This is a genomic window from Actinoplanes sp. NPDC051470 (assembly GCF_040682035.1).
Lineage (GTDB): Bacteria > Actinomycetota > Actinomycetes > Mycobacteriales > Micromonosporaceae > Actinoplanes.
This window is the reverse complement of sequence record NZ_JBFBAA010000029.1, coordinates 55,358-68,660: the sequence shown is the minus strand read 5'-3', so window position 1 is coordinate 68,660 and position 13,303 is coordinate 55,358. Positions and strand designations below refer to the sequence as shown.

Annotated in this window: 10 protein-coding genes and 1 pseudogene; 9 read left to right on the top strand and 2 right to left on the bottom strand. The window is 73.3% G+C overall.

Annotation, left to right across the window (positions count from 1 at the left end):
• Positions 1-160 precede the first annotated feature (160 nt).
• Together AB0M54_RS36950 and AB0M54_RS36945 are read right to left on the bottom strand one after the other, a co-directional pair.
• Positions 161-1,279, bottom strand: a complete 1,119-nt coding sequence (locus tag AB0M54_RS36950; protein WP_364476507.1) for a peptidase — start codon at positions 1,277-1,279, stop codon at positions 161-163.
• A gap of 36 nt (positions 1,280-1,315) precedes the next feature.
• Complete coding sequence (locus AB0M54_RS36945; RefSeq protein WP_364322769.1) at positions 1,316-2,683, bottom strand: helix-turn-helix domain-containing protein; 1,368 nt, start codon at positions 2,681-2,683, stop codon at positions 1,316-1,318.
• A gap of 174 nt (positions 2,684-2,857) precedes the next feature.
• Here AB0M54_RS36945 and mptB point away from each other — a divergent pair, with 174 nt between their 5' ends.
• The 9 genes and pseudogenes from mptB to AB0M54_RS36900 all read left to right on the top strand — a co-directional run bounded on the left by mptB (position 2,858) and on the right by AB0M54_RS36900 (position 13,273).
• The gene (mptB, locus tag AB0M54_RS36940) at positions 2,858-4,291 is read left to right on the top strand and encodes a polyprenol phosphomannose-dependent alpha 1,6 mannosyltransferase MptB (RefSeq protein ID WP_364476505.1); all 1,434 of its coding nucleotides are present in this window, start codon (positions 2,858-2,860) and stop codon (positions 4,289-4,291) included.
• Positions 4,288-5,445, top strand: a complete 1,158-nt coding sequence (locus tag AB0M54_RS36935) for a glycosyltransferase 87 family protein (protein WP_364322763.1) — start codon at positions 4,288-4,290, stop codon at positions 5,443-5,445. Before mptB ends, AB0M54_RS36935 begins: the two co-directional genes overlap by 4 nt.
• A gap of 48 nt (positions 5,446-5,493) precedes the next feature.
• On the top strand, positions 5,494-6,621 hold the full coding sequence (locus AB0M54_RS36930) for a serine hydrolase domain-containing protein (protein ID WP_364476504.1): 1,128 nt from the start codon (positions 5,494-5,496) through the stop codon (positions 6,619-6,621).
• Between the two features lie 127 nt (positions 6,622-6,748).
• A pseudogene (locus AB0M54_RS36925) lies at positions 6,749-6,808 on the top strand (hypothetical protein); the annotation flags it as partial.
• A 95-nt stretch (positions 6,809-6,903) separates the two neighbouring features.
• Entirely contained in the window at positions 6,904-7,974 is a 1,071-nt protein-coding gene (locus AB0M54_RS36920) for a hypothetical protein (RefSeq protein WP_364476571.1), read from the top strand.
• A gap of 56 nt (positions 7,975-8,030) precedes the next feature.
• Entirely contained in the window at positions 8,031-9,212 is a 1,182-nt protein-coding gene (locus tag AB0M54_RS36915; protein ID WP_364476502.1) for a histidine kinase, read from the top strand.
• On the top strand, positions 9,209-9,874 hold the full coding sequence (locus tag AB0M54_RS36910; protein WP_364476500.1) for a response regulator transcription factor: 666 nt from the start codon (positions 9,209-9,211) through the stop codon (positions 9,872-9,874). The genes AB0M54_RS36915 and AB0M54_RS36910 overlap by 4 nt, the downstream gene beginning before the upstream one ends.
• 136 nt (positions 9,875-10,010) lie before the next feature.
• Positions 10,011-10,781, top strand: a complete 771-nt coding sequence (locus AB0M54_RS36905; RefSeq protein ID WP_364322744.1) for an ABC transporter ATP-binding protein — start codon at positions 10,011-10,013, stop codon at positions 10,779-10,781.
• A complete protein-coding gene (locus AB0M54_RS36900; protein ID WP_364476498.1) occupies positions 10,778-13,273 on the top strand; it encodes an FtsX-like permease family protein in 2,496 nt (831 codons plus the stop codon). Before AB0M54_RS36905 ends, AB0M54_RS36900 begins: the two co-directional genes overlap by 4 nt.
• Positions 13,274-13,303: the final 30 nt, after the last annotated feature.

Below are 13,303 nucleotides of genomic sequence, written 5' to 3'. Positions count from 1 at the left end.
ACCAGCGTCGCGAACGCTATCGCCCGGGTGCGACACATTCGGTCCACCCCCGGCCGAGCAGGGCGGTAGAACTCGGGGGCCCGCATCGCCCACCCTCAACAACAAACACCGGCACCGACGAAAAGTCGTCGGCACCGGTGTTGTGGAACTTGAGGAGTTCTCAGTCGGCGATCCAGATTCCGTAGTCGCGGGTCGCCGTGCCGAAGTCCTGGAAGCCCAGGATGGTGTTGTTGCCGACGTACGTGTAGCAGTTGATGCCCTTGGCGATGGCGCCGCCGCTGGCCGAGCCGGAGTAGACCGGGCCGCCGCTGTCGCCGCCTCGGACCGCCGCCTGGCCGTCGACCTGGCGGGCCTCGACGGCGTCGCCCGGGTCGGTGTTGAACTTCTCGACCCGCAGGTTGCAGACCGGGCCGCCGATGTCGCGGGCCGAGGAGCCGCCGGACTGGCACAGGTACTCGCCGGGGAACACCCAGTCCCAGCCGTCGACGTTGATGATCGCGTTGCTGTCCAGGCCACCGACGTACATCTGGTTGTCGACCGAGCCGGTGGACACCAGGCCGAGGTCGTGGGTCGGGTTGTCGCCGGTGAAGGTGCCGATGACCTCGCCCACGCCGTCGCGGACCTGGTTGCCGTTGTCGCCGCAGTGGCCGGCCAGCAGCAGGAACTTCTGGTTGGCGCCGTTGCGGACGGCGAAGCCGCCGGTGCAGCGGGCGTTGCCGATGAGCGCGTCGGCGCCGCCGATCCAGGGGGCCCAGTCGTCACGCCGGCTGGTCTCGACCTTGGCCCCGGTGACCTCGACGGCGACCGGGACGCCGGCCTTCGGGGCGGTCTTCAACGGGGCCGCGACGCCGAGGACGACCTTGCTGCCGTCGACCGCGTACTTGACCCGCGCGCCGGGGTGGGACGCGGACAGCGAACGCCCGGCCGCGCGCAGCTCGGCCAGCGAGTGGGCCGCCGTGCCGATCGTGACCGGCGCGAAGGACCGGGCGGCCGCGACGATCTTGGTCATGGTGGCCGGCACGGCGCCCTTCCACCAGAGCACGACGTGGTCGCCGGCCAGCTCGACACCGGCATATCCGGCGTACGCGCCGCGCTCGATCTCGTTGCGGATCGCGCTCGCGGCCTTCTGCAGGGGGATCTGCTTCTGGTACCGCTCGGGGAACTGGAACGTCTGCGCCGTCCGGCCGGGGGCGGCCGGCGCCGCGCCGGCCGGGGGGACGGACACGACGAGGGCGATCGCGGTGGCGATGCCGAGGGTGGCGGCGAGGCGTCTCTTCATCCGACTGCCTTTCGATGATGAAGCGGGGGGATGGCCCTAGCTGACCATCGGATCCAGGCCCGGACCAGGCACATGACCGGCATAACCCGACCTGCCGGTCACCGGCGCCACGGTGTGCTGGAGCACCCAGCCCACCATCCGGGCGCGGGCGTCGACCACCGCCCGGCCGGGTTCGCCGCGCAGCTGGTCGAGGGCGAAGAGCCGGACGAGCGGGTGGAAGCGGTAGCGCTCGCCGGCCGTGCCCAGCAACCCGAAGTCGACGAGTTCCTCCAGCGCCGCCGCGGTGCACGTCTCGGGCAGGTCGGCGGTGACCGCGACGAGGCCGGCGCCGAAGTCGGCCGGGGCGAGCAGGGCGCAGCGGCGGAAGACCAGGGCCGCGGCCGGGGTCAGCTGACCGTACGGGACCGCCAGGGCCGCCCGGACGCCCTGGTCGCCGGCGGTCAGCGTGCTCAGCCGCGTACCCTCCGGACGAAGTTGACCCACCGCTCTCGCCACGCTCCAGGAGGGGCGGCAGGCCAGGCGGTTGCCGGCGATGCGCAGGGCCAGGGGCAGGTGACCGCAGAGGCCGGCCAGCTCGGCGGTCGCGTCCGCCTCGGCGATCGCGCGCGGCCCGATGATGGTCCGCAGCAGCGCGCGGCCGGCCGGGTGGGTCAGCACGCCCAGCGCCAGCCGCTCGACCGCCTCCAGGCCGGTGAGCGGGCGACGGCTGGTGACCAGCACGAACGACCCGGCGCCGGCGGGCAGCAGCGGGCGCACCTGGCATTCGTCGGCGGCGTCGTCGAGCACCACGATCAGCCGCCGGTCGTGGGTGAGGGTGCGGTAGAGCGCGATGCGGGCGGCCCGGGTCGGCGGGACCTGCTCGTCGGGGAGGCCGAGCGAGCGCAGGAAGCGGCCGAGCGCGACGGCCGGGTCGAGGGGCTTCGCGGTGCCGCCCAGCAGATCGGCGAAGAGCTGGCCGTCCGGGAAGCCGCTGCGGACCCGGTGGCCGGCGCTGACCGCGAGACTGGTCTTGCCGATGCCGGCCAGGCCGTGCAGGACGACGATGGCGGGGCCGGGGCGGCGGAACGCGATGCCGGGCGAGGCGAGCGAGGCCAGCCGGGCCAGTTCGCCGTCGCGGCCGGTGAGGTCGTTGATCGCCGGTGGCAGCTCGCCCGGGGGCGCGGGCTCGGCGTCGGCCGGGCTCCGGGTGGCGAGCGCGAGGAAGCGGGACCGGTCGGCGCCGGCCAGGAGCAGGGCGTCGGCGAGAAGTGCGGCGGTACGCGGCCGGGGCGCTCGCCCCCGGCCGCGTTCCAGCTCACGGATGCAACGGACGCTCAGGCCGGAGACGTCGGCCAGCCGCTCCTGGGTGAGCCCGCGCAGCCGGCGCAACTCAGCCAGCCGACCGGCGAACTCCCCCATAGACATCGATGCTATTGAATGTCAGGCAGAACAAAACCGTTAACCGTATTTACAGATCAGCGACCGGTGGTGCCGCAGCCGATGCCGGACCCGTAGCCGAGTCCCCATCGTGACAGCAGGTGCACCCGCACGTCATGCAAGCGTTCACCGATCGCCACGATCGGTGGCAAAGATCCACCGGTGCGCAGAGATCACGTCGCCCTGTCCCGGGCCACCGGGTTCGGCGGCTCCGTCCTGATCGCGGCGGGCGGCCTCGGCGCCGGCGCCCTCCCGGTCGGCATCCCGTTCTTCGCCGGCGGCACCAACGCGCAGATCGGCCTCGTGGCCGTCTACAGCGGGCTGCTGCTGCTCGTGCTCGGCTGGTGGTGGTACGGCAAGACCGGGCATTTCAACTCTGCCGCCGGTCGTGACGAGGGCGGTGGCGGGGCTGCGGACGGCTGGCGCACGCTCGCTCTCTGGTCCGCTCCGCTGCTGTTCACCCCGCCGCTGTTCAGCCGGGACGTGTACAGCTACCTCGCTCAGGGGCAGATGGTGGACGCCGGGCTCGACGTCTACCACGTCGGACCGTCGGCGCTGGGTGGCGCGATCGCCGACCAGATTCCGGCGATCTGGCTGGACACGCCCAGCCCGTACGGCCCGGTCCTGCTGATCGTGGCCCGGCTGATCGCTCCCCCGCTGACCGAGCACCTGCTGCTCGGCGTGATCGCGATGCGGCTGATCGCGGTGGGCGGCCTGGCCCTGCTCGCGGTGGCCACCCGGACGCTCGCCCGGTCGGCCGGTGTCCGGCCCGCCTCCGCCGCCTGGCTGATCGTGCTCAACCCGCTCACCCTGATCCACTTCGTCGGCGGCGCGCACAACGACGCGCTGATGGTCGGCCTGCTCGCCGCCGGTCTGGCCGCCGCGGTACGCCGCCGCCCGGTCGTGGCGGTGGTTCTGGTCGTGGCGGCGGCGCTGGTGAAGGCGCCGGCCGTGCTGGGGCTGGCCGCGGTCGCCGCGATCTGGGCCCATCAGATCAACGGCCGGTTCCCCCGGGTACGCGCGACCGCCGCCGTCGCGGGCACGGCCGGCGTGGCGACCGCGCTGATCACCGCGGCGGCCGGCACCGGGTACGGCTGGATCCTCGCCCTGCAGACGCCGATGTCGCCGCACAACTGGTCGCTCACCAGCGGCCTCGGACGGGTGACGGCGTCCCTGCTGGACGGCGGGATCAGCGCCACCCTGGCCCGCGACGTGTGGCGCTGGGCGGGCCTGCTGGCCATGCTGATCGTGGCCGGGCTGGTGTGGACGTACCGCGCGAAGCTGGGCCCGGTCTACGGCCTGGGTCTCGTCCTCAGCGCGGTGGTGGTCTTCGGTCCGGCGCTGCGCCCGTGGTACCTGCTGTGGGGCCTGGCCCCGCTGGCCGCGGCCGCCGTCGACCAGCGCGTGCGGCAGATCTTCGCGGGGGTCTGCGTAGTCCTGGCCGTCGCCGTCCTGCCGGACGGCTTCGCCCCCGACGCGAACCGGGTCCTGCTGGCCACGATCGGCGGGCTGATCGGCATCGCGGCCTTCATCACCGTACGGATCTCGTCGGTGCTCCTGACCCGCGCCGGCGCACTCGCGCAGGAGGCCCGATGACCAACCGTCGCCAAGCCGCGCTGGTGATCGGCGCGACCGTGGCCGTCGGCGTCTTCCTGGCCACCATCCCGACCTTCCGGCACTTCTTCGACCTCGGCGTCTACCGCGGCGCGGTGCAGGCGTGGCTGCTGCACGACGGCGACCTCTACCGGTACCGCTACCAGGGCACCGAGTACGGCTTCACCTACCCGCCGTTCGCCGCGATCGTCCTCGCGCCGCTGGCCTGGACCTCGTGGCCGGTCGCGGTGGCCGCCGGCCTGGTCGTCAACACGGCCATGGTCGGCCTGCTGATGCGCTGGTACGTCATGCCCGTCCTGCGGAACCGCGGCTGGACGGCGTGGAGCCTGGCGCCGCTGATCTTCCTGGCCTTCCTGCTGTTCGAGCCGTCCCGGGACACGTTCAGCTACGGCCAGATCAACCTGGTGCTGCTCGTGCTGGTCTGCGCCGACCAGCGGAACCTGGACAACGGCCGGTCGGCCGGGTGGGGCATCGGGCTGGCCGCGGCGATCAAGCTGACGCCCGCGGTGTTCATCGGCTACCTGATCATCCGGCGGCAGTACCGGGCCGCCGCCACGGCGACCGCCACCGCGCTCGGCGTCACGCTGATCACGTGGCTGGTGGCGCCCGCGTCATCAGCGACCTTCTGGGGCCACGCGCTCTGGGACACGCAGCGGGTCGGCCGGACCGAGTACGTGTCGAACCAGTCGCTGCACGGTCTGGTCGCCCGGCTCCAGGCGCCGGAGACGGTCTGGCCGGCGCTGGTCGCGCTGGTGCTCGCGTTCTGGTGGTGGACGGCCCGCAACGCCGGCCACCGCACCGGGTTCGCGCTGACCGGGCTGGTCGCCGTCCTGATCAGCCCGATCTCCTGGGTGCATCACCTGGTCTGGCTGCTGCCGGCGCTGTTCCTGCTGCTCGAGCGGAACATCGACCGGCCTCGGCGGCTGGCCGCGGTGGGTGGCGCGCTGGTCATCATGAGCAGCAGCCTGGTGTGGCTGTGGTGGGACAAACCGTTCGGCTGGCTGTCTTTCCCGGGCAGCAACGCGTACGTCTGGATCACCCTCGGGCTGCTGATCGCGGTCGGCCACCCCTTGATCCGCCGGGGTAGTGCTGGCTGTACCACCGGTCTCCAGCCTGTGGGATCGATCAAGGAGTAGGTCCGGCGGGAGGCTTCTGGTGTCCGAAACAGACATCAGGAGGAAGCCATGAAGGCACTCGCCGTCACTCTCGCCACCGCCGTCGCGCTCACCGGCGCGCCGCTCGCGGCCGGACAGTCCGCCACCGCCAAACCCCCGACGCGCGACGCGGTGCAGCGGGCGCTCGACGGGCTGGTCGGCGCCGACGGCTTCCCCGGGGCGCTGGCCTCGGTGCGGCAGACCGACGGGCGTACCCGCGACTACACCAGCGGCGTCGGCGACCTGCGCACCGGCGCGAAGGTCCCGGTCGACGGCCGGGTGCGGATCGCCAGCAACACCAAGATGTTCACCTCGGTCGTGGTGCTCCAGCTGGTCGGCGAGGGCAAGGTCGACCTGGACGCGCCGATCGAGGACTACCTGCCCGGCCTGGTCCGGGGCGACCACTGGGACGGCCACGACATCACCGTCCGGCAGCTGCTCCAGCACACCAGCGGCCTGCCCGACTACGACGACCTGGTCACCGACCTGCTCGACATCCAGCACCGCTACTGGGAGCCGCGCGAGATGGTGGACGCGGCGCTGGCCCGCACCGAGGGCCCCGGGCACGGCGAGTGGAGCTACAGCAACACCAACTACATCCTCGCCGGGCTGCTGGTGCAGAGGGTGACCGGCCGCCCGATCGGCGAGGAGATCACCAACCGGATCATCACGCCGCTCGGCCTCCGCGACACCTACTGGCCGGGCGTCGGCGACCAGGAGATCCGGGGCGCCCACCCGCACGGCTACCACAAGAACAAGCCCGGCGACCCGTGGACCGACGTCACGGTCATGGACCCGTCGATGGGCTGGGCGGCCGGCCAGCTCATCGCCAGCCCGAGCGACGTCAACCGCTTCCTGACCGCGCTGATCAAGGGCCGGCTGCTGAAGCCCGCCCAGCTCGAGCAGATGCAGACGACCGTCGACGCCCCCGGCTTCGACACCCGCGGCGACGCGAAGTACGGCCTGGGCATCGCCACCTTCACCCTCACCTGCGGCGGCATCGCGTGGCAGCACGGCGGCAACTCCCCCGGCTACACCACGGTCGACGCCGTGACCACCACCGGGAAGTCGGCGACGATCGCGGTCACCGCCCTGCCCACCGCCCTGGAACAGGTCACCCGGCTCGAGAACGCGCTGGACGCCGCACTCTGCCGGTGAAGCCGTCGTCGCGGGCCGGCTCAGAAAAGTGAGGGGGCCTGTCATCATCGGTGACCGGTGATGGCGTTTGACTCACGTGACGTTCGAGGAATTCGATCAGACCGCGCCGCACGACGACCGGGACGCGATGCTCCGGCTGATCGCCGCGTTGCCGCCCCGGCAGCGCGCGGTGATCGCCCTGCGCTTCTACGAGGATCTGTCGACCGAGCAGATCGCCGACGTGCTCGGTGCCGAACCGTCACCGTCCGCACCCATCTGGCGCGAGCGCTCGCCACCCTCCAGGTGGCCGCGCCGGCCGAGCGGATCCTGTCCGGCCTGCCCACGCGGATCACACGGGCCCGGCGTCGCCGGCGGATCGGCGCGGCCGCCGGCAGCGGGCTGGTCGCGGCGGCGGTGGCCGCGGCCATCGCGATCCCGTCGCTCGTGGTCGGGCCGGATCACACGGCGGTCGGGCCGCCGCCCGGCAGCACGGCGGACGTCCCGGTCTTCTACCGGCCGGGCCGGATGCCGGACGGCTTCACCGAGCGGTCCCGCCGGTACAGTCTCGATCCCGACGGTCCCGACGGCTGGTCGGTGGTGCAGCGGTGGGAGAAGCCCGCCGCCACCAGGGCGCGGGCCCGGCCATCGGTCGAGCTGCAGATCTGGCCGGCCCCGCGGGACACCGCGAATCTGCTCGGTGCGGCCGGCGAGCCGGTCGACATCGACGGCGCCCCGGGCCGCTACGCGCGCTCCGGCGACGGCACGACGTCCCAGGTGAGCTGGTCGCCCCGGGCCGGCGTGGTGCTGAAGATGACCGCCGTCGACGTGGACGTCGCGCGTGACGTGCTGCTCGGCACGGCCCGGTCGGTGAAGCCGGACCGGGACACCCTGAACCCGCCGATCCGGGTGCGCTCGCTCCCGGAGGGCTGGCTGGTCACCGGCGCGGTCATCACGGCCTCGACCTACCCGCGGTGGACGGCCCAGCTCAATCTCCTCAAGCGGCCGCAGCGGGCCGGCGGGCCGGTGCTCGGCCTCACCATCGCGGTGAGCGCCAAGAACCTCCGGCCCGTCGGCGCCTGGAACGAGACGGTCGCCGGGAAGCCGGCCCGCTTCCTGGGGAAGCAGTCCACCCTGGAGGTCGATCTCGGCGAGGGCGTGATGCTGAGCCTGTCCGTGTCCGGCGTCGCCGCCGATCGGGCGCTGCTGGTCGAGATGGCCGAGAACGTCGAGGTCACCGGGACCGGGGGTGGGCTGGCTGGGCGGCCGGTGAACGGACGCCCGGCCGGCCCCCGATCAGCTCGCCGGCGCCCGCCGGGTGCAGGCCCGGGTGACGTCGTTGAGGTTCAGGACCAGGACACCGACGCGATGGTGTGATCTCCGACCGTGGTCTGATGGCAGGCCGCGGCGGGATGTCTACCCTGGTGGACGCCATGCGTACTCCTGACGGCTCCATGCTGCTCCGCGACGCGGGGCTCGCGCTGGGCGTCGCGGCGGTGAGCCTCTTCTTCGCGTACCCGAGGCCGGTGGCCATGGCCGTCGTGCTCGGCATGTGCGCGCCGCTGGTGGTCCGCCGGGCGTACCCCTGGGTCGCGCTCGCCGCGCTGACCGTCGCGGCGGTGGTCCATGTCGTCACGCAGGAGAGCCCGACGGTGGCGGTGGTGGCCGTGCCGATCATGGTGCACAGCCTCGCCCGCTGGTCGACGACGGCCTGCGCACGGGCCGGGCTGGTCGTCGCGCTGGCCGGTGCCGTGGTGACGCCGGTCTGGTTGACCAACCGGCCGGAGGAGCCGACCGTGGCCGGCTGGGCGACGACCATCGTGTCGGCCGCCGGGACCGTCGTCATCGCGTTCATCGCCGGCCGGCGAGACCACGACCGCCAGGAGCGGGAGACACAGCGGGAGCAGGAGCGGGCCGAGCGCCGGCGGCTGGAGCTCGCCGAGCACGAACGTGCCGTCCAGGCGGCGGCGGCCGGGGAACGCACCGCGATGGCCCGCGAGGTCCACGACATCGTGGCACACTCGCTGTCGGTCATCGCGGTACAGGCCGAGGGCGGCCGGGCGCTGACGGCGCGGGACCCGCGGCGGGCCCCGGAGATCCTGGAGACCGTCGCCGAAACCGCCCGGGAGGCCCTCGACGACCTGCGGGAGCTGGTCGCGATGTTGCGCGGCGACGGGCCGGCGGCGGCCGGCCGGCCGGAACGCGGCTACCGACCGGCGCCCGGGATCGGCGACATCGACGAGCTGGTGTCGCGGCTCGACGGCCGGGTCCGGCTGCGGGTCGCCGGCAACCGCCGGCAGGTCGGCCCGGTGGCCGGGATGACGGTCTACCGCCTGGTGCAGGAGAGCCTGACCAACGCGCTGCGGCATGCCGGACCGGGCGCCGCGGTCGACGTACGGCTCGACATCGGCGAGCGGGCGATCGACCTCGTGGTCCGCGACGACGGGTACGGCGCGTCGGCGGCCGCCGACGGCCGGGGCACCGGCCTGGCGGCGATGCGCGAGCGGGTCCAGCTGCACGACGGCACCCTGACCGCCGGCCCTCGCTCCGGCGGCGGTTTCGAGGTGCACGCGGTCCTGCCGACACACCGTGCCACGGGATCGGCGGGCCGATGACGCTCGGCACGTTCATCGTCGACGACCAGCGACTCGTCCGGGACGGACTGCGGATGATGATCGAGGCGCAGGACGACCTGACCGTGGTGGGTGAGGCCGGCGACGGCCGGGAAGCCGTCACGAAGCTGGAAGGCGTCGACGCCGACGTGGTGCTGATGGACGTCCGGATGCCGGTCATGGACGGCGTCGAGGCGACCAGGCGGTTGACCCGGCTCGGACACCCGGCGCGAGTGCTCATCCTGACCACGTTCGATCTGGACGAGTACGTCTTCGAGGCGCTGCGCGTCGGCGCGGCCGGGTTCCTGCTCAAGGACGTCCGCCAGGAGGAGCTGCTGGCGGCGGTCCGCGGCGTCGCCGCCGGCGGCTCGGTCCTCGCGCCGTCCGCGACCCGGCGGCTGATCGCCCACTTCGCCGACCGGTTGCCGAGCGGGCCGGCCGCACCCGACGAACGCCTCGGGCTGCTCACACCCCGGGAGACCGAGGTGCTCGAGGCGATCGCGTCCGGCGCCGTCAACGCCGAGATCGCGGCCCGGCTGCACATGGCCGAGGCCACGGTGAAGACCCACATCGGCAACCTGCTGTCGAAACTGCACTGCCGCGACCGGGTCGCCCTGGTGCTCTTCGCGTTCGAGGCCGGCGTGGCCACACCGGACCGCCGGTAGTCCCCCGACCACCTCGCTGCCCTACGACCACGGTCGCAGACGCCGTGCCGAGGTCCGGACCATGGACCGATCTGCTCCTGCCCACGGCTGCATACGTTGGGACGCAACGGATTCAGCAGCGACAGTGAGGATTCTCATGACCGCACACAGCTCCGCCGTGGACCGCCGGCGGCCGCCGGACACGACATCCGCGGCCGCCGCACGGGACCTCACCAAGACCTACGGCGCCGGCGACACGGCCGTCCCCGCGCTGCGCGGCGTCACGGCCACCTTCGGGCGCGGGACGTTCACCGCCGTCATGGGCCCGTCCGGGTCCGGGAAGTCCACGTTCATGCACTGCCTGGCCGGGCTGGACCGGCCCACCGGCGGCCACGCGTACATCGGCGACCAGGACATCTCCGCGCTCGACGACCGGCGGCTGACCGAGGTCCGGCGGGACCGGATCGGCTTCGTGTTCCAGTCGTTCAACCTGCTCCCGACGTTGACGGCCGTGCAGAACATCCTGCTGCCGCTGGATCTCGCGGGCCGTCCGGCGGACCCGGCCCGGCTCGCCGCCGTCGTCGGCTCGCTCGGTATCGGCGACCGTCTCGACCACCGTCCCGCCGAGCTGTCCGGTGGGCAGCAGCAGCGGGTGGCGATCGCGCGGGCCCTGGTGACCGGACCGGAGGTGCTTTTCGCCGACGAGCCGACCGGCGCCCTCGACTCCCGGACCGCCGCGACCCTGCTGGACTTCCTGCGCCGCTCCTGCCGCGACCTGGGCCAGACGATCGTGATGGTGACCCACGACCCGATCGCCGCCTCGTACGCCGACCGGGCGCTGCTGCTCAGCGACGGTCTGATCGTGGACGAGCTGATCGACCCCACGGCGGACGCGGTCCTCGGAGCGATGCGGAGCCTCGCCGCATGACCGCCGGCCCCCAGGCCCGCTTCCCGATGGCCCGCAACCCGATGGCCCGCAACGCGCTCGCCGAACTGCGGCGCAACCCGCGCCGCGTGGTCGCCGTCATTGTCGCGATCATGATCAGCGTCGGTTACCTCACCGCCTCCGTGACCATCCTCGCGGGCGAGACGGCGACGTTCGAGCGGAGCCTCATCGCCCGGGTCGCCGAGACCGACGTCGTGGTCACCGTCGGCGCCGGCGACCCGGCCGGGTGCGCCGGCCTGGCCGCCCGGGTCTCGGACGTGGCCGGGGTCGCCTCGGCCGACCTCAGCCTCCTTTCCCGCGGATGGGTGACCGGCACCTCCGACTGGGTGCAGCAGCAGTCGGTCCCGGCCAACCCGAAGCTGCGCTGGACCGACCTGGCCGAGGGGCGCTGGCCCGGCCGGGCCGACGAGATCGTCCTCGGCAACGTCACCGCTCGGCAGCTCAACCTGGGCGTCGGCGACCGGATCACGCTCAACGACAAGAATTCGTCCACGACGCTGACCGTCACCGGCCTCACCCGTCAGGGCGACTCGCTGCTGTCGGGGCTGACGCTGAGCTCCTTCGTCGCTCCGTCGTTCTACACCGCCGCGGACTCGATCCACACGTCGGGGCAGACGGAGATCCTGGTCATCGGCGACGGTTCGGTCTCGCCGGAGCGGCTCGCCGAACGGGTCGCGGCGGTGGCCGCGGGCAGCCGGGTGGAGACGTCCTCCGGGATGGTCCAGCGCATCATCTCCCAGCGGACCCAGGGCGTGTTCCTCTTCCAGCTGCTGCTGCTGGTGTTCGGCGCGATCGCGCTGCTGGTCGGCACCATCATGATCGTGAACACGTTCCTGATCCTGGTCGCGCAGCGGCGCCGGCAGATCGGGCTGCTCCGGGCGGTCGGCGCCCGACGCGACCAGATCCGGCGCGGGCTGCTCGTCGAGGCCACCGCGATCGGCGCCACCGGGTCATTGCTCGGCGTCGGGCTGGGCCTGGCGCTCTCGGCCGTGATCGCGGCCGTGCTGGACCAGCCGTTCACCGTACCGGCCGGGCAGGTCGTCGCCGTCGCCGTCGTCGGGCTCGCGATCGCGGTGCTGTCGGTGCTGGTGCCGGCACGACGGGCGGCCACGATCGCACCGCTGGACGCGCTCCGCACCGTCGCCGGCGACGCGGCCGGGCGCCGGACGTCGCTCGCCCGCCGTACCGCGCCCCTGGCCCTGGCCGCCCTGGGGCTGGCGGCGATCGGCCTCGGCTTCACGGACACCGCCTTCGCGCTGCCGTTGTCCATCGCCGGGTCGTTCGTGTGCGCCGTCGGGCTGCTCTCCGCCATCGGGTTGTACCTGCCCGCGCTGCTGCGTGGTCTGGGCTCGACCCTGCGTCGTGCCGGCCCGACCGCGCGGCTGGCCACGGACAACACGTTGCGCAATCCCGGCCGGGCGGCCGCGACCGGTGCCGCGCTCATGCTCGCCGTCGGGCTGGTCGTCGCCCTCCAGGTCGGCGCGGCGAGCATGAAGGCGACGGCCGACGGCAATCTCGCCGCCCGCTTCCCCGTTGACGTCACCGTGTCGATGTTCGACGGCCCGCTGCCGGCCCGCACGGTCGGCGACATCGCCGCGGTCGCCGGGATCGCCGGCGCCACGGGGGTACGGTCGACGCGGGTCACCATCGGAGTCGACGGGAAACCGAAGCCCGTCCGGGCGCTGAGTCCCGGCACCGACGCGATGGCCCTCTTGTCGGCGCCGCGCCCGCCGATCACCGCTCGGGTCATTCTCGCCGACCCCGGCCTCCTCGAGGACGCCGGCATCCGGAACGGCAGTCCGCTCACCGTCACCGGGCGGTCCGGGTCGGTCACCCTGCCGGTCCGGGGCGATCCCCTGGCACCCGGCGACGGGCTGATCGTCGCGCCCGGCGTCCTCTCGGCCCTCGACGACCGTGCCCCGGTCGGCACGGTGTGGGCGAAAGCCCGGCCCGGGGCCGACATCACCGACCTGCGGTCGCAGCTGCGCACCGCCGCCGAACCCCTCACCGGTGCGGAGGTCAGCGGCGGGCTGACGGCGAAACTGGTCTACCACACGGCCCTGGACCGGCTGCTGGCCATGACCACCATGCTGCTCGCGGTGGCGGTCCTGATCGCGCTCGTCGGCGTCGGCAACACCCTCGGTCTGTCGGTGCTCGAACGCACCCGCGAGTCCGCGCTGCTGCGCGCCCTAGGACTGCACCGCCGGCAACTGCGCTGGATGCTCGCCATCGAGGCGGCCCTGCTCAGTCTCGCCGGCGCCGCCGTCGGCATTGCCGCCGGGACGTTCTTCGGCTGGGTGGGCAACCACGCGGTCAGTGGCCAGCTGAACCTGGAGAACATCCAGTTCGCCATGTCGGTGCCGCAGACCCTCGGGGTTACCGTCGTGGCCGTGGCCGCCGGCGTCCTCGCGTCGGTCCTGCCCGGCCGGCGGGCGGCCCGGGCGACGCCGGTGGAGGCTCTCGCCGAGACGTGACCGGCGGTTCTTCGCTGATCCTGGGCCGGC